Below are 22,503 nucleotides of genomic sequence, written 5' to 3'. Positions count from 1 at the left end.
GGCGATGCCGCCTCGCTACAAATAATAGCCAGCTTAGAGCTGTACCTTGTCGAAAGCCTTACCGTCGATGCCGAGGGCTTCGAGATCGGCACGGGCGGGCTTGCGATGTGCGCGAACAGCGGCCGAAACCGAGAGCGCTGCACCGAGAACGGCGAAAGTTTCACCGAAGAAGTTACGCGATGTCTTTGCAACCTGACGCATTTTTCTCTCCATCTTTGATGCCCAGATAATGGGTATTTTCGGCCTCTTCTACAACTCATGATGTAGCAGGGAAGCCATGCAGCTTTGCTCGCGCTCGTTTGGATATCAGCCATGGCGATTTCGCATGGCTCAGACGTCACACCCCGACAGGCCTGCAAGGGACCTCGGACAATGGGTTGAATATGCCGGATATTTTGTTATGCCGGAAAGCTGAAGACAAAGAGGCTGGCAGCATGACGATCACCATTTACGGCATCAAGAACTGCGACACGATGAAGAAGGCCAGAAGCTGGCTGGAAACCAACGGCATCGACTATTCTTTTCATGACTACAAGACGGTCGGCATCGATCGCGCCCATCTGGAGACATGGTGCGATGCCGCGGGCTGGGAAACTGTTCTCAACCGCGCCGGCACAACCTTCAAGAAACTGGATGATGGCCAGAAGGCCGATCTTAGCAGTGAGAAGGCCATCGGCTTGATGCTGGAGCAACCCTCCATGATCAAGCGTCCAGTACTCGAGGCCAAGGGCAAGATAACCGTCGGTTTCAAACCGGAAACCTACCAGACGCTTTTTGCCTGAGCGCAGCCGCCATGTCCAAAACGACCCGCGCCACCCAGATGCTGACCAAGGCTGGTATTACCTTCACCACCGTCACCTATGATTACGACCCGAATGCCGACCGCATCGGCCTGCAGGCGGCCGAGGCGATTGGGGAACCGCCGCATCTGGTGCTGAAAACACTGATGGCGGAGCTGGATGGCAAACCGGTCTGCGTCGTTGTCCCCTCCGACCGTGAGGTGAGCATGAAGAAGCTTGCCGCCGCCTTCGGAGGCAAATCCGCCAGCATGATGAAGCCTGCCGATGCGGAGCGGGCCACCGGTTACCATGTTGGCGGCATCAGTCCTTTCGGTCAGAAGAAACAGGTGCCAACGGCCATTGAGGCTGATGCCATGGCACATGCGCATGTTTACATGAATGGCGGGCAAAGAGGGTTACAGGTGAGACTTTCGCCCCGCGATGCGCAGGCAGCGCTGAAGGCCATCATCGCTCCGCTGGTGGCGGACTGACGCTTTTCCCACCGCTTTTGAAAGCATTTGGCTTTCGAAAGGAATGGGCTATGGTCGGCGCCTCCGATTGAAATATACGAAGGCAGATCATGACCGTTTCTCCCATCGATCCCGTCAAACTCGAAAAACTGGCCGAAGTCGCCGTAAAAGTCGGCCTGCAATTGCAGAAGGATCAGGATCTGGTGATCACTGCGCCGCTGGCGGCGCTGCCGCTGGTGCGGCTCTTGACCAAACACGCCTATCTGGCCGGCAGCGGGCTGGTCACCACCTTCTATTCCGATGAAGAAACCACGCTATCGCGCTACCGCCACGCCAGCGACGCGAATTTCGACCGGGCTTCCGACTGGCTCTACGAAGGCATGGCGAAGGCCTATACCAACGGTGCGGCGCGATTGGCGATTGCCGGCGATAACCCCATGTTGCTGGCCGAGCAGGACCCGGCCAAGGTGGCACGGGCCAACAAGGCCAATTCCACCGCCTACAAGCCGGCGCTGGAGAAGATTTCCAATTTCGACATCAACTGGAACATCATTTCCTATCCGAACCCCTCCTGGGCTAAGCAGGTCTTCCCCGGGGTCTCCGAGGACGAAGCTGTTCGCAAGCTCGCGGACGCCATCTTCGCCGCCTCGCGGGTGGACCTGGCCGACCCGGTGGCGGCCTGGGCAGAGCATAACGCCAATCTCGCCAAGCGCTCGGCATGGCTGAATGGCGAGCGCTTCTCATCGCTGCACTTCACCGGCCCCGGCACGGATGTAAGGATCGGGCTGGCGGATGGCCATGAATGGCATGGCGGCGCTTCCACCGCCAAGAACGGCGTAACCTGCAACCCGAATATTCCGACCGAAGAAGTATTCACCACACCGCATGCGCTGCGCGTGGATGGTTACGTTTCCAGCACCAAGCCCCTTTCGCATCAGGGAACGCTGATCGATGATATCCGGGTGAAATTCGAGGGTGGCCGCATCGTCGAAGCCAAGGCTTCGAAGGGCGAAGCGGTGCTGAACAAGGTGCTCGACACCGATGAGGGCGCTCGACGTCTCGGCGAAGTGGCGCTGGTGCCGCATTCCTCGCCGATCTCGGCAAGCGGTATCCTGTTCTACAATACGTTGTTTGACGAAAACGCCTCGTGCCACATCGCGCTTGGCCAATGCTATTCGAAGTGCTTTGTCGACGGTGCTTCGCTGTCGCAGGATCAGATCAAGGCGCAGGGCGGCAATTCCAGTTTGATCCATATCGACTGGATGATCGGCTCCGACAAGGTGGATATTGATGGCGTGAAGCCGGATGGCTCCACGGTTCCGGTGATGCGCAAGGGCGAATGGGCCTGAGGACACTTACCTCGGTAACTGGCTGCGCTGACTGAGCCAGATACTGAAAAGCACCGCAACAAACCCGGCGATCTGCGCTGGCGTGAGGCTTTGGCCGAGCGCCAGCCAGCCTAGAAGAGTTGCAACGACAGGGCTTAGAAAACCGAGCGATGCCGCAGCCGAGGGCTCTATGCGGGCAAGCCCGCGAAACCACAGAAGATAGGTCAGCGCCGCACCGATGAGGCCGAGATATGCCATGCCGAGGATATTGGCGACGGTTGGTGTTGGCAGGGCCGGTTCCAGAACAAAGGCAACCGGCAGGAGCAGAATGCCGCCCGCCGTCAATTGCCAGGCGGTGAAGGTGAGATTGGAGACCGGCGGTCGCCATTTGCGGGTCAGTACCGTTCCGAAAGCCATGGAGACGGCACCGGCAAGGCCTGCGGCAACGCCGATACCATCCAGCGCCGCTCCGGGCGTCAGCACCAGAAGTGCGACGCCCGCAATGCCCAGCAGACCGGCGGCGATTGCAAGCGGCCTGACGGGCGCGGCCAGAAACAGCCGGGACAGGCCAATGACGATGAGGGGTTGCACCGCACCCACCGTGGCCGCCACACCGCCCGGCAGCCGATAAGCCGACACGAAAAGCATCGCCCAGAAGAACGAAAAATTCAGCGCGCCAAGAATGAAGCTGCGCGGCCACCAGATGCCTTGCGGCAGCTTCCGGACGAGCAACAGCAGCAGGATGCCCGCCGGCAAAGCACGCAACATGGCGACATGCAGAGGGTAGCCCTGTGGCAAAAATTCCATGGTGACGAAATAGGTGGTTCCCCAGATCGCAGGGGCAAGCGCGGTCAACAGCACATCGGCGGCGTAGGTCGAATTTTTCTTCATTTCAAGAATCTCTATATCAAGATAAATTCACTTTAGTCGATTTTATCTTGACGTCAAGATATCAATTGTTATGCCTTGGTGATGAGCAAAGAACCGCTGGACCACGTCGATCATATTCTGGCGCAATGGCGCAAGGAGCGGCCGGATCTCGATGTCGGCCCCATGGGCCTGCTTGGGCGCCTGCACCGGCTCAGTACACATCTTGGCCGCGAGGTTGAGGCGGTACTACTGAAACACGGGCTCTCCTCTTCCGCTTTCGATGTGCTGGCGACGTTGCGTCGGGCCGGTCCGCCCTATCGCCTTTCCCCCGGCGATCTGTTGGCCATGACCATGGTGAGTTCCGGTACCATGACCAACCGGATCGACCAGCTGGAAAAGGCCGGGCTGGTGGAGCGCGTTCACAACCCCCAGGACCGGCGCAGCGTGTTGATATCGCTGACGGAGCGTGGACTTGCGATTGTCGAGGATGCCGTCGGCGCGCATGTCGAAAACCAGCATCGTCTGGTTGCTCATCTCAGCGAAGAGGAGCGTGCGGCGCTGAACGAGTTGCTGAAGCGCTTTTTGCAGGATTTCGAGCAGTAGATTCACGGATCAGACAAACATCCAATCAAACCAGCGATCGGCGCTTGTTTTGGCGAAAAAAGTCCTGTAAGCAATTCTCCATAAACCTGTACTACAGGTTGGAGGAAAAATGTATAACGCCATTTCCCATGAAACCGGTCTCGTCAGCAGCACGATAGGCGCGATCACGCGCCATATCCGCGAAAACGAGCTTGCCCCCGGGGCAAAGCTGCCAAGCGAGCTTTCGCTTTCCCAGCAGCTCGGCGTTTCTCGCACCGTCGTTCGCGAAGCTTTCCGGTCTCTGTCAGCGATGCGGCTGATCGATGTCAGCGCCGGTAAACGCGCCACCGTGGCGACGCTCGATCATGGTGCGATGTCGCTGATGTTCGAGCATGGCATTCACACCGAGCAGATCAACATCCAGCAGATTTACGACGTGCGCCGCACCATCGAAGTCAGAACCGTGACGCTGGCGGCGCTGAGGCGCACGGATGCAGAAGCGCTCACCATTCTCAACCACGCCAACGATATGGAACGGGACTTCGGCGACAATGACAAAGTCATGGAGCACGATCTCGCTTTCCATCTCTCCATTGCCAAATCCTCGAAGAACCCGGTTTTCGAACTCATCCTTGGCGCTTTTCAAAATGTGACACGCCAGACATGGCCGATCGGCTGGAAAAGCCGCACATCCGACGCGCAGCGCCACACCACGGTCTCGCTTCACATTGAGATCGGACAGGCCATTGCCGCAGGCGATCCACAAATGGCGTCAACGCTGATGGCGCGGCATTTCGATGAAAGCGTGCACGCGCTTCTCGCTGCCGGTATCGCCTGATTTTTCAACACAGTCCCAGATGGCAAACTGCCTTCCTCTGGAGGAGAGAGACTCATGAAAATTACGAAAATCGAGACCGTCCGCGTGGCGGAACGGGCAAACCTGCTCTGGGTTCTGGTCCACACGGATGAAGGCATTACCGGGCTCGGCGAAACCTTCTTTGGCGCCGAGACGGTGGAAACCTATGTGCACGAATATATCGCCCCGCGCGTGATTGGTCGCGATCCGCTGCAGATCGATCTTCTGGCTCAGGATCTCGTCGGTTATCTCGGCTTCCGCTCATCCGGTGCGGAAGTGCGGGGCAATTCCGCCTTCGATATCGCGCTATGGGATATTTTCGGCAAGGCCACCAACCAGCCCATCGCCCAGCTTCTCGGCGGTTTCAGCCGCAAGGAAATCCGCACCTACAATACCTGCGCAGGTACGGAATATATCAAGAAGGCGACCGGCCAGCAGACGGCGAATTACGGCATGGCCGACGGCAGGGATTATGATGATCTGAACGGCTTCCTGCACCGGGCGGACGAGCTTGCCCATTCGCTGCTGGAAGACGGCATTACGGCCATGAAGATCTGGCCTTTCGATGCGGCGGCGGAAAAAACGCGCGGGCAATATATCTCGATGCCGGACCTGAAAAGCGCGCTCGAGCCGTTCGAAAAAATCCGCAAGGCGGTCGGCGACAAGATGGATATCATGGTGGAGTTTCACTCCATGTGGCAGCTTCTACCCGCCATGCAGATCGCCAAGGCGCTCACCCCCTACCAGACCTTCTGGCATGAAGACCCGATCAAGATGGACAGCCTTTCCAGCCTGACGCGGTATGCCGCCGTGTCGCCCGCGCCGATTTCCGCATCAGAAACGCTGGGTTCCCGCTGGGCCTTCCGCGACCTGCTGGAAACCGGTGCCGCCGGCGTGGTGATGCTTGACATCAGCTGGTGCGGCGGGCTTTCGGAAGCACGCAAGATCGCCTCCATGGCGGAAGCCTGGCACCTGCCGGTCGCGCCGCATGATTGCACCGGGCCGGTGGTGCTTTGCGCCTCCACGCATCTGTCGCTCAATGCGCCGAACGCGCTGGTGCAGGAAAGCGTGCGCGCCTTCTACAAGACCTGGTATCGCGATCTCGTGACCGCTTTACCCGAAGTGAAAAACGGCATGATCACCGTGCCGCCGGGTGCCGGCCTTGGCATGGAGCTGCATCCGGATATCGAAAAGACCTTCACCGTCAGCCGCCGTTTTTCGGATGCGGCGTCGATCTGATCAAAACAGACTGCCTTGATTGCCAGGGCCTGAAGAAGCCGGTTTCGCCGGCTTCTTTTTTTGTGCAGCGGCGGCATCCGGGGACGGCGTTCCCTCTCCCGTTGTGATGGCGGAGACGCGACCGTCGGCAAATTCCATGGACACGACAGCGCCGGAGGCAATGGCCGCGGCACGGGTCAGCGGCCGGTTCTCTTCATCACGGATCACGGCATAACCGCGGTTCAGCACGTTCTTATAAGAGAGTGATTGCAGGATGCGATTGTGGGCGGCAAGGCCCGCGCGGTTCTGCGCCATGCGATGCAGGACGGCGGTATCGGCCCGGCGCGCGGCGGTGACGACGCGTTCCTTCTGCCGCTCCAACTGGCCAAGCAGGCGGGCGGGTAGCGAACGCAACGCGGAATCGAAGGCATCGACGCGGCCTTTGCCCTGCAAGAGCCGGCGTTCGACCAAGGTCTCGGCCCGGTGCATACGCTCGGTGATCCTCTGCCTGTGGTGTTTGAGACCGTTCAGAAGAGTTTCCGGCCGAAGCCCCGAAGCGGAGCGCTCAAAGGCGCGGCGCTTGTTCAGCGTGGTCATTTCAAGCCCACGACCGAGACCGCTTGCGGCCTCGTCAAAACGGCGGCGCGGCAGGGCCAGAAGCTGGTCGAGCGACGGCAGCGCCCGCACCAGCGCCCGCAAGCCCTGGCGGCGATTGTCCATCTGCCGCGACACCGAGCCGGAAAGGCGGGCAGCAAGGCCGGAAAGCTGCGCTTCCAGTTCCGCGCGCACCGGCACGGCCATCTCTGCCGCTCCCGTCGGCGTCGGTGCGCGCACATCGGCGGCATAGTCGATCAATGTCGTATCCGTCTCGTGTCCGACGGCGGAAATCAGCGGAATTTCACTTTCAGCCGCGGCGCGCACGACGATTTCGTCGTTGAAGCTCCAGAGGTCCTCCAGACTGCCGCCACCACGGGCAACAATCAGCACATCCGGGCGGGCGATCTCACCACCGGGCCGAAGCGCGTTGAAACCGCGAATGGCGTTCGCCACTTCCTCGCCCGAGCCTTCGCCCTGCACCTTGACCGGCCAGACGACGACATGGACGGGAAAACGATCCGAAATGCGGTGAAGAATATCACGAATGACAGCGCCGGTGGGTGAAGTAACGACGCCGATGACATGCGGCATGAACGGCAGGCGGCGCTTGCGGGCCCCATCAAATAGCCCTTCCGCCGCCAGACGCCGGCGGCGGTCTTCCAGAAGCGCCATCAGTGCGCCGGCACCGGCCGGCTCGAGGCTTTCAATGACGATCTGGTATTTCGAGGAGCCGGGAAAGGTGGTGACCTTGCCCGTCGCGATGACTTCCATGCCCTCCTCCGGGCGGAACTTCAGCCGCGAAAACGTGCCCTTCCAGATCACCGCATCGATGCGGGCGCGATCATCCTTCAGTGAGAAATAAGCGTGGCCGGAAGAATGCGGGCCACGATAGCCGGAAATCTCGCCGCGCACCCGCACCTGCTCGAAAGCCGTCTCCACCGTGCGCTTGATGGAACCCGACAGTTCGGACACCGAGAACTCGGCAAGATTGCTCAATGCGGCGTGGGAGAAGATATCGCTCATGACCGTTTGTAACCAAAACCCGTCGATTCGGAAATGCCGGTGCTCGCCAGCCCGATTTTAACGGCGATGAAACCATATCCTCAACTAACGAGTTAGGAAAACAGGGAACGGAGGAGAAAACAAGGGTTCGTTAGGGAAGAAGACGCTAGGTCTTGTCCCAGGCCCGGCAACCAAAGAGGAGGCGGCATCCATGATTTTTCTTACCGCCACAGTGCTTGGCGTAACCGCAGTTGCGTTGCGTTCTGTCTTCAGCATCATCTTCATCTGCATGATGATTATCGGCGCTTATGGTGTAGCAATGGCGCTTTCTTCCACGGTCGTGCCGTTGACGTCGCTGCTTTTGGCGCTAGCCGGTTATAATTTTGGCGTCGTCGGTGTTGTCATCGGCCTTCTCGTGCTGCAACGCCCGCGCTCGACGCAGCCGACACTTTAAAAGCTCACGGCCTTGAGACTTCCGCACTTCGCGTTGACCGAGATTTGCGGATTGGCCGCTGACCTTACCGTCACCTGCCTGCTCATTTTCTATCTCGGTGTCGATCCGCTGGCCGCCCGATTGCCCGGTGCAGCGGCAGGCGTTGCGACGAGCTGGCGGCTGAACCGCTCCAACAGCCGTGCACCCGCCACATTGAGCGTTTTTCTCGTGAATGCCGTGACGCTCACCTCCCGCATCGTCGGTGTCGGGCTGTTTGTGTTGCTGCAGTGGCGCAACCCGCTGGTCCAGCCGCTTATCCCGCTCGCCTTTTCAGCATTCGCGGCATTGCTGCTGGCGCTTTACGGCTACCGACGGCTGCAAAAACGACAATTGGACCGGGATTAAATCGTTTCCCAACCGTCCTTTTCAGCTGCCCGATAGATGGCGTCGATAAAAAGCTGGTTCTTCCGCGAGCTTTCCAGCGTGACGACTTCGCCCTCGCCCTTTGCCGCCCGGGCAAAAGCCTCCGCCTCCAGCTTGTATTGACGGCTATCCTGAAACCGGAAGATTTGCGACTGGCTATGGGCCTGATTGGTCAGCTCGATCTCTTCCGCACCCCAGCGATTGGCGTTGAAAGGGGATTTGACCTCGATGTAACCATCCGTGCCGTGGAAGACCATGAGCTGACGGGCCGCAAGCTGGGTCGACAGATAAAAGCTCAGTTCGAAATCGCCGAAATCAGCCCTGACGCTGGAATAGATATCCGTACCGAATTCCCTGTCGCGCTCAACTGTGGCCTGCACGCGCTTCGGCTCCGCGCCGGTGGCAAAACGGGTCACGATGGTTGGGTAGACGCCGATATCCGGCAGGGCGCCGCCGCCCAGTTCGGGAATATTGCGCATGTTGCCGGGATCGCGATTGAAATAGCTGAAAGCGCCCTGCACATGTTTCAGCGTGCCGATGGCGCCCGATGCCAGCAACTCCTTCACCTTGGCCCAGACCGGCGCATAGGTGACCATGAAGGCTTCGGACACAATAACGCCGTTGCGGTCGCGTGCGGCGATAAGCGTATCGATCTCTTCCGCTTTCAGCGCAATCGGCTTTTCGCACAGAACATGCTTGCCGGCATCGGCCGCCTTGATGGTCCATTCCACATGCTGGGAGGTGGGAAGCGGGATATAGACCGCATCGATCACATCCGATGCCAGCATCTCCTCATAAGAACCGAAGGCGTTGGGCACGGAAAAACGCTCGGCCACTGCACGCGCTTTGGCTTGATCGCGGCTGGCGATGGCGCTGACCACACAGTTTTGCGCATCCTGTATTGCCGGAATGACATGATCCTGAGCGATCTTCGCCGTTGAGATTATTCCGAAGCGCAGCATTCCCATTCTCCCACTCTGCCATTTCTTCGGAAACTTACCATCCCGGTACCGTGTGGCAAGCCGGCAAAGTCCGGTCAGTATAAAGTATGGCCGGATGTGTCCTGCCTTTGTCGGCCTGGTTGCTTTTATCGCGATCTGTAAGGGCGAATTATGTTATCAGTACCCAACGGAGAAACATGAAATGTCCTCTTCTCACACCGCGCTGCTCGTCATCGACGTTCAGGAATCGTTTCGGCATACCCCTTATTTCGAGGAAAGCGGGCTAGCCGCCTATCTGGAGAAACAGCAGGCATTGATCGACGGCGCCAAGGCCGCGGGAATTCCCGTTGTTCAAATCTTCCATGTCGATGGCGACAAGGCCTTCTCGAAAGACAGCGGCTATGTCCGCGCGCTGGAGGGTGTGGAGATCGCACCCGATGTGACCTTCCACAAGAACCGCCATTCGGCCTTTGCCGGCACCGGCCTTGAAATCTGGCTGACGCAGAAAGGTATCAACCGGCTGATCGTCTCCGGCATCCGCACCGAACAATGCTGCGAAACGACCACCCGGCACGCTTCCGATCTCGGCTACAGCGTCGATTACGTCACCGAGGCGACGCTGACCTTTCCGATGACGCATGCCTCCGGCACGGTCTTCAGCGCCGACGATATTCGCAAACGCACCGAGCTGGTGCTGGCGGGGCGCTTCGCGCGCATCGCCACGGTGAACGACGCGCTTGCAACCTTGAAAGAAGCAGCCTGATGGATAAAGGCGGCACACGCATCATTCCGTTTTATACGCTTGTGCCGCCGCACGCGCTGTTGCTCGATATTGCCGGCCCCCTGCAGGTGATCCGTTATGCCAATGACGAGCAAAGCGACATTTTTTTCGACTACCGCTACATTGCGGCAAGGGACAGGCAACAATCCTCGATCGGCCTTGACCTTTGCGGGCTGGAGGCCCTGCCCGCGGCGCTTCCGGAAAATGCGTTTCTCTTGATCTCCGGCAGCACTTCACGTTCCGAGAGCGAGCCGGAAACGCGGCGGGAGCGGCAGGCATTGACGGCATGGCTGGGCCGCGTCGCGCGTGTCGACACCACCGTCATTTCCATCTGCTCCGGCGCGTTGCTGGCGGGAGAGGCCGGACTTTTCGACGGACGAAGCTGCACCACCCATGCCGATTGCATCGAGGCGCTGCGACGCATCGCGCCATTGTCCCAGGTGGCCGAAAACCGACTGTTCGTCGAGGACGGAAACCGCTTTTCAAGCGCGGGCATCTCCACCGGCATCGATCTCATGCTGCATGTGGTTTCCCGGCTGACATCCCCGGCCGTTGCAGCGCGTATTGCAAAAACCATGGTTGTCTATCTGAGGCGCAACGGCAGCGATCCGCAAATTTCGCCCTGGCTGACAGGCCGTAACCACATGCACCCCGCCATTCACCGCGTGCAGGACCGGGTAATGGCAGAGCCAGCGCAGGACTGGTCACTTGAAGGCCTGGCCGATATTGCAGCCCTCAGCGAAAGGCATCTGTCACGCCTGTTTCGCGAACATACCGGCATCAGCGTCATCGATTATGTCAATCTGATGCGGGTCAATTTGGCCCGTGACATTCTCGCCAATAGCCGCCTCGATATGGAGTCCATTGCCGAACGGGCGGGGTTTGCCTCTGCCCGGCATTTGCGGCGCGTGTGGCAACAGCATAATCACCTTCCGCCCAGCCACTATCGCGGCTATCGGAGCTGATCTCTCCGGCTTCCGTCTGTTGCCTGATGAGTGCCATCAAAGGAATTGAATGGTTATGCGGATGAGCAGTTGCTAACCTTGCCACAAAGTCAGCAACAGGAGCATTCCCCGTGGAAAAACGAAACCTCGGCCGCACCGGCCTCTCCATCGCCCCGATCGTCTTTGGCGGCAACGTGTTCGGCTGGACAGCGGATGAGAAGACTTCCTTTGCCCTGCTCGACGCTTTTTTTGACGCCGGGTTCAACGCCATCGACACGGCGGATGTCTATTCCGCCTGGGTAGACGGGCATGAGGGCGGCGAATCCGAAGTCATCATCGGCAAATGGCTGAAGCAATCGAGCATCAAGCGCGAGGATGCGGTGATCGTCACCAAGGTCGGTTTTGACAATCGCGGCCAGAAGACCGGCCTCAGCGCCAAGTGGATCGCAGAGGCTGTCGAAGCCTCGCTGAAGCGGCTGCAGACCGACTATATCGACCTCTATCTTGCCCACAAGCCGGATGCCGAGGTGCCGCTGGAAGAGACGCTTGCCGCCTTTGCAAAGCTGAAGGAACAGGGAAAAATCCGCGCCATTGGCTGCTCCAACTATTCCGCCAGCCAGCTTCAGGAGGCGCTGGATACGGCTGCGAAAAACAGTCTTCCGCGTTACGACGTGCTGCAGCCGGAATATAATCTCTACAACCGTGCGGATTTCGAAGGTCCGCTTGCTGATCTCTGTGTGAAGGAAGAGATTGGCGTCATCAACTACTACAGCCTCGCCGCCGGTTTCCTGACCGGGAAATACCGTGCCAAGGCCGATACGGAAGGCGTCGCCCGCAGCTATCGCGTCGGCGAATATGTCAACACGCGTGGCCTTGCCGTTCTAGGCGCGATGGATGCGGTGGCGGTACAGACCGGGGCCAAGCTCGCCGATATCGCGCTGGCGTGGCTGTTGCGGAAAAAGGCGATAACCGCGCCGATTGCCAGTGCCACCAGCCTGTCGCAGCTTGAAAGCTTCAAACGCGCCATCGAGTTGAAACTGACCGATGAAATGATGACCCTTCTCGACAAGGCAGGCGCGTAAGATGGAACTTGCAATTCGTAACGCTGAGCCGGCTGACCGGGCGGAATGGCTGCGACTCTGGAACGCTTACCTAGCCTTTTACGAGATCGAGCTTGCCGATGACGTCACCGACCATACCTGGGCGCGCATCCTTGATCCCGCATCGCGGGTTTCGATGCGTGTGGCCGTGCTGGGTGACAGGATGGCGGGTTTCGCCATCCACCACTTCCATGATTCCACCTGGGTGAAGACGCCGGATTGCTATCTGGAGGATTTGTTCGTCGATGGAGAAATCCGCGGCAAGGGAACGGGCCGCGCGCTGATGGAAGATCTTATCACCATCTGCAAGGAAAAGGGCTGGTCGCGGCTATACTGGCACACGGGCGAAGACAACCACCGCGCCCAGAAACTTTACGACAGCTACGTGAAAAGCGACGGCCATATTCGCTATCGCATCAAGTTCTGATCAGCCCCGGAAGCGGAAAAAATCCACGAAAGCCCTCAGCGCCGGCCGCATCTGCCGGCGGGAGGGATAATAGATATAAAAGCCGTCAAAGGGTGCGCACCAGTCCTCCAGCACGCGGATGAGCCTGCCCTCCCTGATATCGTCCTCGACGCGCTGCTCGAAAACGAAGGCGAGCCCTGCCCCGTCTATCGCCGCCCGGCGAATGAGGCTCTGGTCCGACAGGATCAAAGGTCCCTGGACATCGACCACCAGCGGCTTGCCGTTCTTCTCCAGTTCCCAGCGATAGATAAGACCACTGGCGAAACGGCGGCGAATGCAGCGATGGCGGATGAGATCCCTGGGATCGCGTGGCGGTGGATTTTCCGCGAAATAGGACGGAGAAGCAACAATTGCGCCGCGCCATGCGCCGCTGGCTTTCACCGCAATCATATCGGCATCGAGGTGCTCCCCCAGCCGCAGCCCGGCATCGAAACCCTTTGCGACAATATCTTCAAAACGGTCGTCGGTTGAGATTTCGAGTGAAATATCGGGATAGAGCCGCAGGAACTCACCCAGTCGCGGCACGATGAGATCCTCGGCGGCCAGTCGCGGCAGGGTGATGCGCAGGGGGCCGGCCGGTCTCCCGCCATGTTCGGCAAGCGTCTCGATGACCGCATCGATATCTGCAAGCGCCGGACCCAGTGTTTCGAGAAGCCGCCTGCCCTCCTCTGTCGGCGAAACGCTGCGGGTGGTACGATGAAGCAGACGCAGGCCAAGGCTTGCCTCCAGCGACGAGACAGCATGGCTGACGGCGGAGGGCGCTATGGCGAGTTCAGCCGCAGCCTTGCGGAAGCTGCGGCCTTCGGCAACGGCGGCGAGAACGGCCAGCTGGGAGAGTTGCACACGGTTCATTGTTCTAAATGATAGAACAACCCACGCGGATTTGCAGCGATTATTTTTATCGCCATGAGACGCTATTTTCTGATCACGCCCTGATGACGGGTGGTTCCTTATGGAAGGACGAACAGATGAAACAAAGAACCCTTGGAAACAACCTATCCGTTTCGGCGCTTGGCCTCGGCTGCATGGGAATGACCCATGCCTATAGCCCGACCGGCGATGAAAGCAGCGCAATAGCGACGCTGCACCGCGCCGTCGAACTCGGCGTCACCTTTTTCGATACGGCAGAGGTTTATGGGCCTTACAATAACGAGATTCTCGTCGGCAAGGGTTTGAAGCCCTATCGCGACAAGGTGGTCATCGCCACCAAGTTCGGTTTCAGGATCGACACCAGCAAACCCGCAGGCCAGATGATGGTGGGCACCGACAGCCGGCCGGAAAATGTGCGTGCCGTCGCCGAAGCCTCTCTCAAACGTCTTGGCGTGGATGCCATCGACTTGTTTTACCAGCATCGCGTTGATCCCGATGTGCCGATCGAAGAGACGGTCGGGGCCATGGCGGAGTTGGTGAAGCAAGGCAAGGTGAAACATCTCGGCCTTTCCGAAGCCAGCGCCGAAACGCTTCGCAAAGCGCACGCCACCCATCCGATTGCGGCCATTCAGAGCGAATATTCGCTGTGGACCCGCGATGTGGAGGAAAATGGCGTGCTGGAAACCTGCCGTGAACTCGGCATTGGTTTTGTCCCCTTCAGCCCGCTCGGGCGCGGGGCTCTGACGGGCGCGCTGAAGTCACTCGACGGCCTCGCCGCCGATGATTTCCGTCGCGGCCTGCCGCGCTTCCAAAGCGAAAACTTCGACGCCAATCTGGCGCTCATCCAGCTTCTGGAAGACATGGCGACTGAAAAGGGCGTTACCGCCGGGCAACTGGCGCTCGCCTGGGTGCTGGCACAGGACGACTTCATCGTTCCTATCCCCGGCACCACAAAAATCGCCAATCTGGAGAAAAACGTCGCTGCAGCGGATGTTTCGCTGACGGCGGAAGAAGTTGCGAGCCTCGGCGCCCTCCTCTCGCCGGCAAAGGTTGCGGGGGAACGATATCCCGCGCGCATGTCCCAGATGGCCAACCGCTAAAAACAAAAAAAGCCGCGGCAACCGCCGCGGCTTTTTTCATTCCGTCATCGGCTTTCAGGCGCGCAGAACGCCGCCTGTCGACTTCTCGACATTGCCGACGATCTTGGCCGTCAGCGCCTCGAAATCCTCATCCGTCAGGGTCTTGTCGACCGGCTGGATCTGCACTTCGATGGCAACCGACTTGCGATTTTCGCCAAGTGACGCACCCTCAAAGATATCGAAGACATTGACGCCGGTGATCAGCTTGCGGTCAGCACTCGTCGCGGCCTTGATGATGGCGCCCGCCTCGACCGACTTGTCAACCACAAAGGCGAAGTCGCGCTTGACGGCCTGGAAAGGCGAAAGCTCGAGTGCGGGCTTGGTGCGGGTCGCCTTCTTTTTCGGCTCCTGCATGGCATCGAGATAAATCTCGAAACCGCAATAGGCGCCGGAAACATCCAGTTCGGACAGGGTTTTCGGATGGAATTCACCGAAATAACCGAGCACGACCTTCGGGCCCATCTTGATGGTGCCCGAACGGCCGGGGTGATACCAGGAAGGCGCACCGGCTTCGATCTGCACATTGCCCATGGGCAGGCCGCAGGCTTCCAGCACCGAGAGTGCATCAGCCTTGGCGTCATAGACATCCACCGGCTTGCCGCCGCCCTTCAAAGCATTGGACCACATGCGGCCGCTGCCTGCGAGCGAGGCCGTGCCACGGCGGACACCGCCGGCAACGCGGCGCTGCTTCTCAGGCGTATCGCCCTCATAGGTGCCGGAGACCTCGAAGATCGCGACGTCACCATAACCCTTGTCGGCATTGCGCTGGGCGGCGGTCAGCAGGCCGGGCAGCAGCGAGGGCCGCATGTCCGACATATCGGCCGCAATCGGGTTGGCGAGCTTCAGGGCCGGCGAACCGCCACCGAAGAGCTTCGCCTGCGCTTCCGGAATGAAGGACCACGTGACGGCTTCCAGCATGCCACGGCTTGCCAGGGCACGACGCGCGGTACGCGTGCGGATCTGCAATGTGGTCAGGATACGGCCATTGACGGCACCGAAGTTTTCCAGCGGTTCCGGCTTGATATTGTCGACGCCGTGGATGCGCATGACTTCTTCCACCAGATCGGCCTTGCCGTCGACATCAGGACGCCAGGACGGGACGGTGACGGAAACGCGCTCGCCCGTTCCCTCGACACCGAAACCGAGGCCCTTGAGAATGGTGAGGCTCTCTTCTGCCGAGACTTCCAGACCCGTCAGGCGTTTCACTTCCGCGAGCGGGAAATCCACGACCTTGGGCTGATGGCCCTTGTAACCGACAACCCGAGCTTCACCTGCGACGCCGCCGCAGAGTTCCAGAACCAGTTCGGTGGTGCGCTCCAGACCCGGAACCATATAGTCCGGATCAACGCCGCGCTCGAAACGATAACGCGCATCGGTGATGATGCCGAGCGAACGGCCGGTCTTGGCGATGTTGATCGGATCCCAGAGTGCGGACTCGATCAGCACGTCGACAGTGTTTTCGTCGCAGCCGGAATGTTCGCCGCCCATCACGCCGCCGATGGACTCTAGGCCCTTTTCGTCGGCGATGACGACACTGTTCGGGCCGAGCTTATATTCCCGCTGGTCGAGTGCGAGGATCGTCTCACCCTCTTTCGCACGACGAACCGTAAGATCGCCCTTGACCTTGGCAGCGTCGAAGACGTGCATCGGCCGACCCTGATCGAAGGTCATGTAGTTGGTGATGTCGACAAGAGCGTTGATGGGGCGCAGGCCGATTGCCATCAGGCGCTGCTGCATCCATTTCGGGCTCGCGCCGTTCTTCACGCCACGCACGATGCGCAGCGAAAAGCCGGGGCAGAGCGCCGCATCGTCCAGTTCCAGCTTCACATCGACGGGCGTTGCGCCTTCCACCTTGAAGGACGGCGCAGGCCTTGTCTTCAGCTTGCCGAGACCGGAAGCCGCAAGATCACGGGCAATGCCGTAGATCGACGTGCAATCCGGGCGGTTCGGCGTCAGGTTGATTTCGATCATCGGATCGTCGAGGCCGGCATAGGTGGCGAAGGACGTGCCGACAGGGGCATCCTGCGGCAGATCGATGATGCCGTCATGATCGTCAGAAATGTTGAGCTCCTTTTCGGAGCACATCATACCGTGGCTTTCGACGCCGCGAATTTTGCCGACAGCAAGGGTGACATCGATACCCGGGACATACACGCCCGGACGCGCCAGCGCACCGACAAGGCCGGCGCGTGCATTGGGCGCACCGCAGACGATCTGCACCGGCTTGCCGTCACCGGCATCGACCATCAGCACCTTGAGGCGGTCGGCCTCAGGATGTTTTTCAGCGGAAACCACCTTGGCAATGACGAAAGGCTTATAAGCCGCCTTGTCGTCAACTTCTTCGACCTCGAGGCCGATTGCCGTCAGCCGCTCGCAAATCTCATCCAGCGTCGCATCGGTATCCAGATGCTCTTTCAGCCAGGAAAGAGTGAATTTCATGTCTTTGCTCCTTGGCTAACTGGATTAAACGCTCAAACCGCCGAACAGCGTCGGCATGTCGAGCGGGCGGAAGCCGTAATGGTTCATCCAGCGGACATCGGCGTTGAAGAAATCGCGCAGATCAGGCATGCCGTATTTCAGCATGGCGATGCGGTCGAGGCCCATGCCCCAGGCAAAGCCCTGATACTCGTCCGGGTCCAGCCCACCAGCACGCAGCACGTTCGGGTGCACCATGCCGCAGCCGAGAATCTCCATCCAGTCGTTCCCTTCGCCGAACTTGACGATCGGGCCGGAACGGTCGCACTGGATATCCACCTCGAAGCTCGGCTCCGTGAAGGGGAAGAAGGACGGGCGGAAACGCATGACGACGCTGTCGACCTCGAAGAAGGTCTTGCAGAACTCTTCCAGCACCCAGCGCAGATTGCCGACATGCGCTTTCTTGTCGATGACAAGACCTTCGACCTGATGGAACATCGGCGAATGGGTGGCGTCGGAATCCTGACGATAGGTCTTGCCGGGAATGACGATGCGGATCGGCGGCTTCTGGCTTTCCATGGTGCGGATCTGCACCGGCGAGGTGTGCGTGCGCAGCACCTTACGCTCACCGTTTTCATCCGGCTGGAAGAAGAAGGTGTCGTGCATTTCGCGGGCCGGGTGGCCTTCGGGGAAATTCAGCGCCGTGAAGTTGTAATAATCGGTCTCGATATCGGGACCTTCGGCGATCGAGAAACCCATATCCGCGAAGATGGCGGTGATTTCATCGACGATCTGGCTGATGGGATGAATGCGGCCACGCTCGGCCGGGGACTGGCGGACCGGCAGGCTGACATCCACCGTTTCCGCCTTCAACCGGGCGGCGATGGCAGCATCCTTCAGCGCATTCTTGCGTTCGCCGATAAGATCGGTGATCTCAGTCTTAAGCTGGTTGATGGCAGCACCGCGGGTCTGGCGCTCTTCCGGCGTCATGCTGCCCAGCGTCTTCAGAAGCTCCGAAACCGAGCCCTTCTTGCCCAGCGCGGAAACGCGCACGGCTTCGATGGCCGGCTCATCGGCAGCAGCGGCGATCTCCGACATCAATTGCGATTTCAAGGTATCAAGTTCAGTCATCTTTTCCTGCCTTGCCGGTCTTTTTAACAGCGGCTTCGGGGTTCACAGCATTCATCAGATAGTCGGTCGCCATGATAAAGCGTCGCAGATCACTACCCATCCGCACGCGCCCGATCAACCGGGCAAGCGGTAAAAATCGCCCGAGAATGCCGGTCAGGCGGCACAATTCTTCCAGCGCCCGGGGCGGGGCGTTTTCGCGCCAGCGGGCGAAGGCCGCATCGCAGGTCCCCGGCGCATCGCAGGCGCGGGTGGCGACCTGTAAAAACAGCAGCCATATATCGCGGGCCTGCGCCGTTTCCAGCGGCATGACCTCCTGAGGACGCTCCTCGAAATCCATGAAACCGACACGGCCGTCCTGAAGAAAGAAGTCGCGCACATGCGGACGACCATGGCAGAGACCCGCCGCATGCAACTCGCCAAGCGCTTCTGCGGATTTTACAAGCAGCGCATCGTGCTCCACCGGCGTCGTGGCCTTTATCGCATCCATACGCTCCATGATGGTGGGGCCGACATCGCCAAGCACAACGGCCGTCAGCGAGGAATAAATGACGGGGGGCACGGGGAAACCACGGGCCTTGAAGGCCTCCAGCGTTTCGAGTTCGCGGCGCATGAGACCGGCGCCATCAAGCGGCGGCGAAGGACGCATAAAGGTATAGGGAAGCAGCTTTGCGAGAAAAGTCTGCAGCTTTATCCACCAGGACGGCGTTTCCGTGCCCTGGCGTTTTATCCAGACCGTCGTTGTGGAAAGCTCGAGTTTCTGCACGCGGCGCTCGCTTTTAAGCAGAACCCGCATCAAGGCTGCGATATCGCCATCTTCGAGATGGACGTGGAAACCCTTCGCCTTTTCCGCCTCACTTGCGGCAACCAGCATTCTTGCCCCCCAATGGAACATGCCGACCGAAAGCCGGATGCCCCACCCTTCTGGCAACCCCGGTGCAAAACGCTCTACGCCTTTGCCGAAACTGCCGTGAATTCCAAAAAATCGAAAACCCGCGCCGGAGGACCGGCGCGGGTTTCAAATGAACAACAGATTGTCCGCGCCGTAATTACTTTACAGCGGTTTCAAACTCGTTGGTCGTACCAGCATCCTTGAGGTACTCAAGAGCCTTCTTCGCTGCTTCAACGAGCGCGCCGAATGCTGCCGGCTCATGGATAGCCATGTCGGACAGAACCTTGCGGTCGACTTCGATGCCAGCCTTGTTCAGGCCGTCGATGAAGCGGCCGTAGGTCAGGCCGAATTCGCGAACAGCAGCGTTGATACGCTGGATCCACAGAGCGCGGAAGTTGCGCTTGTTGACCTTGCGGTCGCGGTAAGCGTATTGCTTGGAACGATCCACGGCAGCCTTTGCTGCGCGGATGGTGTTCTTGCGGCGGCCGTAGAAGCCCTTGGCTGCCTTGAGTGTCTTGGTGTGCTTGGCGCGGGAAGTTACGCCACGTTTTACGCGTGCCATGTCATGATCTCCTTAAAGTGTCCAAAAGTGCGGAAAAGTCTCAGAGACCGTTCGGCAGGTAGTTCTTGACGACTTTCTTGCCGTCAGCTTCGGCGAGAACCATGGTTCCACGCGCGTCGCGAATGAACTTGTTGGTACGCTTGATCATGCCGTGGCGCTTACCGGCGGCGGCTGCAACAACCTTGCCGGTAGCGGTGATCTTGAACCGCTTTTTTGCAGCGGACTTCGTCTTCATCTTGGGCATTTTGCTACTCCGTGTTTTTGTATCGAAACAGGCAGACGAGGCCTATTTCAAGCTATTCAGGAACGGCCTCGGCATGCCCTGCCGGACCGTTCGGACGCGCGCTTATAACCGCAGTCGGCTAAAAGCGCAACGGGGAATGAAAATTTCCCCTTGCGGCGGTGATTTACGCAGCTTTCAGGACTGGCGCAAATTATTTCGGGGCGAGAACCATCATCATCTGACGGCCTTCCAGCTTCGGCTCGGCTTCAACCTTGGCAATCGCCTGGGTATCTTCCTTCACCTGGAGGAGAAGTTTCATGCCAAGTTCCTGGTGGGCCATTTCACGGCCACGGAACTTCAGCGTCACCTTCACCTTGTCACCCTCGTCAAAGAAGCGGTTCATCGCCTTCATCTTCACGTCATAGTCATGCGTGTCGATGTTGGGGCGCATCTTGATTTCTTTGACCTCGACGATCTTCTGTTTCTTGCGCGCCTCAGCGGCTTTCTTCTGGGTCGAGTATTTAAGCTTGCCGAGATCGAGGATCTTGCATACCGGCGGCTCTGCGTTCGGCGAAATCTCGACGAGATCGAGACCGGCCTCTTCCGCCATTTTCAAAGCCTGATCCGTCGGCATGCTACCGAGGTTCTGGCCCTCTTCATCAATAAGCTGAACTCTGGGAACCCGAATTTCCCGGTTGGAGCGCGGGCCCTCCTTGACGGGGGCATCGGCTTTGAAAGGTCTGCGAATGGTCGTATTCTCCTGATCTGTTTCTGGATCACGTCAGCAAAAAACAGCTTGTTTGGTACAAGCGGCGGAAATGTCGTTATTGCCGTGGCGAAGTCAATAGCATATCTGCCCGAAAAGATCACCTCTTGCCACGGTTTTTGCAAATACGCCGCCGATATTGCACGAAAATCAGGAGAATTGCATATACATGACCGAACAAGCCGCTGAATTCCTGCATATGGGAGCGGGTGACGACGCCCGCAACATCGCTTTTCTCCATCGCCGCGCAGCATCACAGCCGGACGCACCCCTGCTCGTCTGGCTCGGTGGCTATCGTTCCGACATGACGGGAACCAAGGCTGTGGAGCTCGATCGCTTCGCAGCGGAAAATGGTCTCGCCTGCCTGCGGCTCGATTATTCCGGCCACGGAGCTTCCGGTGGCGATTTCAAAAGAGGCACGATTTCGCGGTGGCTGGAAGAAGCACTCGCCGTGGTACGCGCCAAGGCACCGGCGCGTGTCATCCTCGTCGGCTCGTCCATGGGTGGGTGGATCGCGTTGCGCATGGTCGAGGAGTTACGCAAGGTAGGTGGAGCGCCCTCCGTCGCCGGTCTGGTTCTTATTGCCCCCGCTCCCGATTTCACTGCGGAGTTGATAGAGCCCAGCCTGACGGAAGCGGAAAAGACGTCGCTGGTGGAAAGAGGCTATTTCGAGGAACATTCGGAATATAGCCCTGAACCCAACATCTTCACCCGGGCGCTGATGGAGGACGGCAGGCAGAACCGTGTGCTCACGGGCATCATCACCACCGGCTGCCCCGTTCACATCCTGCAGGGCATGCGTGATCCCGACGTCCCCTATCAGCACGCACTGAAGCTCCTCGAGCACCTTCCCGCCGACGATGTCGTGCTGACGCTGATCCGCGACGGCGACCACCGGCTTTCCCGGCCGCAGGATATCGACAGGATGCTCGCAGCCGTCAAAGCCCTTGCAATATAGGCATTTGCGCAACGCTCTTAACCATATTCAACGAGTCTTGCGCGCCACCGATTGCTAATGATTGACTCCTACCCCCCATCCCTCTTAACTTTTCATTAAGAATTAAGGGACGGGTTTCATGATGAACGCACCGCTGGCGCGTGCGCTGCTGTTTGCAGTTGCCGCCGGGCTAATGACTGCTGCTTCCGCCATGGCGGAAATCAAGGGAAGCCCTTCCATGGTGACGGGCGGGATTACCTCCCAGCCGATCGGCCATTACGAGTTCTGTCAGAAATATGCGGATGAATGCAACATTCGCAACAAGATGACGCCGCCACCGCGCGTCACCGAATATGGCTGGGGCGTCATTCGTGAGATCAACACCTCCGTCAACACCACCATCGTGGCGATGACCGATCAGGAAATCTACGGCAAGGACGAAGTCTGGGAATATCCAACGACGGCCGGCGACTGCGAAGATTTTGTGCTGCTAAAGCGCAAGAAGCTGATCGAGCGCGGTTTTTCCGTGGCCGACCTGCTGATCACCGTCGTGCGCAAGCCGGATGGTGAAGGCCATGCCGTGCTGACGCTTCGTACCACCGATGGCGATTATATTCTCGACAACCTCACCGACGACGTGAAGCTCTGGACCGACACGAATTACACCTATCTGAAACGGCAGGCGTCCTTCAATACCGGCCGCTGGGTCTCCATCGAAGATGGTCGTGACGTCCTGGTTGGCGCGTTGCGCTGACACTCAAACTGCCATTCTGGACAGATG

General features: G+C 59.1%; 26 protein-coding genes. 15 read left to right on the top strand and 11 right to left on the bottom strand.

Going from position 1 to position 22,503, the window contains the following annotated elements; all coding sequences use genetic code 11:
- Positions 1–33: 33 nt before the first annotated feature.
- Positions 34–201 (bottom strand): hypothetical protein, encoded by a 168-nt coding sequence (locus PL640_RS01105; protein ID WP_003503889.1) that lies wholly within the window; start codon positions 199–201, stop codon positions 34–36.
- A 233-nt stretch (positions 202–434) separates the two neighbouring features.
- On the opposite strand from PL640_RS01105, the gene PL640_RS01100 reads away from it, so the two are divergent.
- From PL640_RS01100 to PL640_RS01090, 3 genes are all read left to right on the top strand, one after another.
- Complete coding sequence (locus PL640_RS01100) at positions 435–782, top strand: ArsC family reductase (RefSeq protein WP_271360566.1); 348 nt, start codon at positions 435–437, stop codon at positions 780–782.
- 11 nt (positions 783–793) lie between these two features.
- On the top strand, positions 794–1,270 hold the full coding sequence (ybaK, locus tag PL640_RS01095) for a Cys-tRNA(Pro) deacylase (protein ID WP_271360565.1): 477 nt from the start codon (positions 794–796) through the stop codon (positions 1,268–1,270).
- 89 nt (positions 1,271–1,359) lie between these two features.
- A complete protein-coding gene (locus tag PL640_RS01090) occupies positions 1,360–2,598 on the top strand; it encodes an aminopeptidase (RefSeq protein WP_271360564.1) in 1,239 nt (412 codons plus the stop codon).
- Between the two features lie 6 nt (positions 2,599–2,604).
- Here the strand turns inward: PL640_RS01090 and pecM are convergent, their stop codons facing one another.
- The gene (gene pecM / locus PL640_RS01085; RefSeq protein ID WP_271360563.1) at positions 2,605–3,468 is read right to left on the bottom strand and encodes a 4-hydroxybenzaldehyde efflux transporter PecM; all 864 of its coding nucleotides are present in this window, start codon (positions 3,466–3,468) and stop codon (positions 2,605–2,607) included.
- An 81-nt stretch (positions 3,469–3,549) separates the two neighbouring features.
- Here pecM and PL640_RS01080 point away from each other — a divergent pair, with 81 nt between their 5' ends.
- The 3 genes from PL640_RS01080 (at position 3,550) to PL640_RS01070 (ending at position 6,124) form a co-directional block, all read left to right on the top strand.
- A complete protein-coding gene (locus PL640_RS01080; RefSeq protein WP_271360562.1) occupies positions 3,550–4,050 on the top strand; it encodes a MarR family winged helix-turn-helix transcriptional regulator in 501 nt (166 codons plus the stop codon).
- A gap of 109 nt (positions 4,051–4,159) precedes the next feature.
- Complete coding sequence (locus PL640_RS01075) at positions 4,160–4,867, top strand: FadR/GntR family transcriptional regulator (RefSeq protein ID WP_271360561.1); 708 nt, start codon at positions 4,160–4,162, stop codon at positions 4,865–4,867.
- Between the two features lie 54 nt (positions 4,868–4,921).
- Positions 4,922–6,124, top strand: coding sequence for a mandelate racemase/muconate lactonizing enzyme family protein (locus PL640_RS01070; RefSeq protein ID WP_142840864.1), 1,203 nt, complete (start codon positions 4,922–4,924; stop codon positions 6,122–6,124).
- On the opposite strand, the gene xseA is transcribed toward PL640_RS01070, so the two are convergent.
- The gene (xseA, locus tag PL640_RS01065; RefSeq protein WP_271360560.1) at positions 6,125–7,723 is read right to left on the bottom strand and encodes an exodeoxyribonuclease VII large subunit; all 1,599 of its coding nucleotides are present in this window, start codon (positions 7,721–7,723) and stop codon (positions 6,125–6,127) included.
- A 190-nt stretch (positions 7,724–7,913) separates the two neighbouring features.
- Here xseA and PL640_RS01060 point away from each other — a divergent pair, with 190 nt between their 5' ends.
- Both PL640_RS01060 and PL640_RS01055 read left to right on the top strand, forming a co-directional pair.
- Positions 7,914–8,156 carry a hypothetical protein gene (locus tag PL640_RS01060; protein ID WP_271360559.1) on the top strand — a complete coding sequence of 81 codons (243 nt, stop codon included), beginning with the start codon at positions 7,914–7,916 and terminating at the stop codon, positions 8,154–8,156.
- A gap of 12 nt (positions 8,157–8,168) precedes the next feature.
- Complete coding sequence (locus tag PL640_RS01055) at positions 8,169–8,540, top strand: hypothetical protein (protein ID WP_269700291.1); 372 nt, start codon at positions 8,169–8,171, stop codon at positions 8,538–8,540.
- On the opposite strand, the gene PL640_RS01050 is transcribed toward PL640_RS01055, so the two are convergent.
- Entirely contained in the window at positions 8,537–9,520 is a 984-nt protein-coding gene (locus PL640_RS01050; RefSeq protein WP_271360558.1) for a Gfo/Idh/MocA family protein, read from the bottom strand. The two genes, PL640_RS01055 and PL640_RS01050, sit on opposite strands and share 4 nt — an antisense overlap.
- Positions 9,521–9,701: 181 nt before the next feature.
- Here PL640_RS01050 and PL640_RS01045 point away from each other — a divergent pair, with 181 nt between their 5' ends.
- The 4 genes from PL640_RS01045 to PL640_RS01030 all read left to right on the top strand — a co-directional run bounded on the left by PL640_RS01045 (position 9,702) and on the right by PL640_RS01030 (position 12,751).
- Entirely contained in the window at positions 9,702–10,262 is a 561-nt protein-coding gene (locus PL640_RS01045; protein WP_110755715.1) for an isochorismatase family protein, read from the top strand.
- On the top strand, positions 10,262–11,245 hold the full coding sequence (locus PL640_RS01040) for a GlxA family transcriptional regulator (RefSeq protein WP_271360557.1): 984 nt from the start codon (positions 10,262–10,264) through the stop codon (positions 11,243–11,245). Before PL640_RS01045 ends, PL640_RS01040 begins: the two co-directional genes overlap by 1 nt.
- 110 nt (positions 11,246–11,355) lie before the next feature.
- Positions 11,356–12,306: an aldo/keto reductase gene (locus PL640_RS01035; protein WP_269700299.1), complete on the top strand. Its 951-nt coding sequence runs from the start codon at positions 11,356–11,358 to the stop codon at positions 12,304–12,306.
- A 1-nt stretch (position 12,307) separates the two neighbouring features.
- Positions 12,308–12,751 (top strand): GNAT family N-acetyltransferase, encoded by a 444-nt coding sequence (locus PL640_RS01030; RefSeq protein WP_271360556.1) that lies wholly within the window; start codon positions 12,308–12,310, stop codon positions 12,749–12,751.
- Here PL640_RS01030 and PL640_RS01025 read toward each other — a convergent pair whose 3' ends face one another.
- Complete coding sequence (locus tag PL640_RS01025) at positions 12,752–13,642, bottom strand: LysR family transcriptional regulator (RefSeq protein WP_271360555.1); 891 nt, start codon at positions 13,640–13,642, stop codon at positions 12,752–12,754.
- Positions 13,643–13,758: 116 nt separating this feature from the next.
- On the opposite strand from PL640_RS01025, the gene PL640_RS01020 reads away from it, so the two are divergent.
- Positions 13,759–14,760, top strand: a complete 1,002-nt coding sequence (locus tag PL640_RS01020) for an aldo/keto reductase (protein WP_271360554.1) — start codon at positions 13,759–13,761, stop codon at positions 14,758–14,760.
- Positions 14,761–14,814: 54 nt separating this feature from the next.
- On the opposite strand, the gene pheT is transcribed toward PL640_RS01020, so the two are convergent.
- The 6 genes from pheT to infC all read right to left on the bottom strand — a co-directional run bounded on the left by pheT (position 14,815) and on the right by infC (position 20,767).
- Positions 14,815–17,238 carry a phenylalanine--tRNA ligase subunit beta gene (pheT, locus tag PL640_RS01015; protein WP_271360553.1) on the bottom strand — a complete coding sequence of 808 codons (2,424 nt, stop codon included), beginning with the start codon at positions 17,236–17,238 and terminating at the stop codon, positions 14,815–14,817.
- 24 nt (positions 17,239–17,262) lie between these two features.
- On the bottom strand, positions 17,263–18,345 hold the full coding sequence (gene pheS, locus PL640_RS01010) for a phenylalanine--tRNA ligase subunit alpha (RefSeq protein WP_110755727.1): 1,083 nt from the start codon (positions 18,343–18,345) through the stop codon (positions 17,263–17,265).
- A complete protein-coding gene (locus PL640_RS01005; RefSeq protein ID WP_271360552.1) occupies positions 18,338–19,216 on the bottom strand; it encodes a phosphotransferase in 879 nt (292 codons plus the stop codon). The genes pheS and PL640_RS01005 overlap by 8 nt, the downstream gene beginning before the upstream one ends.
- A gap of 175 nt (positions 19,217–19,391) precedes the next feature.
- A complete protein-coding gene (gene rplT, locus PL640_RS01000) occupies positions 19,392–19,796 on the bottom strand; it encodes a 50S ribosomal protein L20 (protein ID WP_003507464.1) in 405 nt (134 codons plus the stop codon).
- Between the two features lie 40 nt (positions 19,797–19,836).
- Positions 19,837–20,040: a 50S ribosomal protein L35 gene (rpmI, locus tag PL640_RS00995; protein ID WP_003493355.1), complete on the bottom strand. Its 204-nt coding sequence runs from the start codon at positions 20,038–20,040 to the stop codon at positions 19,837–19,839.
- Between the two features lie 190 nt (positions 20,041–20,230).
- On the bottom strand, positions 20,231–20,767 hold the full coding sequence (gene infC / locus PL640_RS00990; RefSeq protein WP_077224822.1) for a translation initiation factor IF-3: 537 nt from the start codon (positions 20,765–20,767) through the stop codon (positions 20,231–20,233).
- A gap of 187 nt (positions 20,768–20,954) precedes the next feature.
- On the opposite strand from infC, the gene PL640_RS00985 reads away from it, so the two are divergent.
- Both PL640_RS00985 and PL640_RS00980 read left to right on the top strand, forming a co-directional pair.
- The gene (locus PL640_RS00985) at positions 20,955–21,743 is read left to right on the top strand and encodes an alpha/beta hydrolase (RefSeq protein ID WP_142840852.1); all 789 of its coding nucleotides are present in this window, start codon (positions 20,955–20,957) and stop codon (positions 21,741–21,743) included.
- A gap of 118 nt (positions 21,744–21,861) precedes the next feature.
- The gene (locus PL640_RS00980) at positions 21,862–22,476 is read left to right on the top strand and encodes a transglutaminase-like cysteine peptidase (RefSeq protein ID WP_142840851.1); all 615 of its coding nucleotides are present in this window, start codon (positions 21,862–21,864) and stop codon (positions 22,474–22,476) included.
- The last annotated feature ends 27 nt before the right edge of the window (positions 22,477–22,503 follow it).

It is taken from the genome of Agrobacterium sp. ST15.16.024, from assembly GCF_027956545.1.
In the GTDB taxonomy this organism is placed as follows: domain Bacteria; phylum Pseudomonadota; class Alphaproteobacteria; order Rhizobiales; family Rhizobiaceae; genus Agrobacterium; species Agrobacterium cucumeris.
Note: the sequence above shows the minus strand (reverse complement) of the source record. Positions and strands in the feature narration are given on the sequence as shown.

Excerpts from the sequence above, each read along its gene's own strand:
- PL640_RS01105 (WP_003503889.1), bottom strand. The coding sequence starts at position 201 with ATGCGTCAGGTTGCAAAGACATCGCGTAACTTCTTCGGTGAAACTTTC.
- PL640_RS01100 (WP_271360566.1), top strand. The coding sequence starts at position 435 with ATGACGATCACCATTTACGGCATCAAGAACTGCGACACGATGAAGAAG.
- ybaK (WP_271360565.1), top strand. The coding sequence starts at position 794 with ATGTCCAAAACGACCCGCGCCACCCAGATGCTGACCAAGGCTGGTATT.
- PL640_RS01090 (WP_271360564.1), top strand. The coding sequence starts at position 1,360 with ATGACCGTTTCTCCCATCGATCCCGTCAAACTCGAAAAACTGGCCGAA.
- pecM (WP_271360563.1), bottom strand. The coding sequence starts at position 3,468 with ATGAAGAAAAATTCGACCTACGCCGCCGATGTGCTGTTGACCGCGCTT.
- PL640_RS01080 (WP_271360562.1), top strand. The coding sequence starts at position 3,550 with ATGAGCAAAGAACCGCTGGACCACGTCGATCATATTCTGGCGCAATGG.
- PL640_RS01075 (WP_271360561.1), top strand. The coding sequence starts at position 4,160 with ATGTATAACGCCATTTCCCATGAAACCGGTCTCGTCAGCAGCACGATA.
- PL640_RS01070 (WP_142840864.1), top strand. The coding sequence starts at position 4,922 with ATGAAAATTACGAAAATCGAGACCGTCCGCGTGGCGGAACGGGCAAAC.
- xseA (WP_271360560.1), bottom strand. The coding sequence starts at position 7,723 with ATGAGCGATATCTTCTCCCACGCCGCATTGAGCAATCTTGCCGAGTTC.
- PL640_RS01060 (WP_271360559.1), top strand. The coding sequence starts at position 7,914 with ATGATTTTTCTTACCGCCACAGTGCTTGGCGTAACCGCAGTTGCGTTG.
- PL640_RS01050 (WP_271360558.1), bottom strand. The coding sequence starts at position 9,520 with ATGCTGCGCTTCGGAATAATCTCAACGGCGAAGATCGCTCAGGATCAT.
- PL640_RS01045 (WP_110755715.1), top strand. The coding sequence starts at position 9,702 with ATGTCCTCTTCTCACACCGCGCTGCTCGTCATCGACGTTCAGGAATCG.
- PL640_RS01040 (WP_271360557.1), top strand. The coding sequence starts at position 10,262 with ATGGATAAAGGCGGCACACGCATCATTCCGTTTTATACGCTTGTGCCG.
- PL640_RS01030 (WP_271360556.1), top strand. The coding sequence starts at position 12,308 with ATGGAACTTGCAATTCGTAACGCTGAGCCGGCTGACCGGGCGGAATGG.
- PL640_RS01025 (WP_271360555.1), bottom strand. The coding sequence starts at position 13,642 with ATGAACCGTGTGCAACTCTCCCAGCTGGCCGTTCTCGCCGCCGTTGCC.
- PL640_RS01020 (WP_271360554.1), top strand. The coding sequence starts at position 13,759 with ATGAAACAAAGAACCCTTGGAAACAACCTATCCGTTTCGGCGCTTGGC.
- pheT (WP_271360553.1), bottom strand. The coding sequence starts at position 17,238 with ATGAAATTCACTCTTTCCTGGCTGAAAGAGCATCTGGATACCGATGCG.
- pheS (WP_110755727.1), bottom strand. The coding sequence starts at position 18,345 with ATGACTGAACTTGATACCTTGAAATCGCAATTGATGTCGGAGATCGCC.
- PL640_RS01005 (WP_271360552.1), bottom strand. The coding sequence starts at position 19,216 with ATGCTGGTTGCCGCAAGTGAGGCGGAAAAGGCGAAGGGTTTCCACGTC.
- rplT (WP_003507464.1), bottom strand. The coding sequence starts at position 19,796 with ATGGCACGCGTAAAACGTGGCGTAACTTCCCGCGCCAAGCACACCAAG.
- rpmI (WP_003493355.1), bottom strand. The coding sequence starts at position 20,040 with ATGCCCAAGATGAAGACGAAGTCCGCTGCAAAAAAGCGGTTCAAGATC.
- PL640_RS00985 (WP_142840852.1), top strand. The coding sequence starts at position 20,955 with ATGACCGAACAAGCCGCTGAATTCCTGCATATGGGAGCGGGTGACGAC.
- PL640_RS00980 (WP_142840851.1), top strand. The coding sequence starts at position 21,862 with ATGATGAACGCACCGCTGGCGCGTGCGCTGCTGTTTGCAGTTGCCGCC.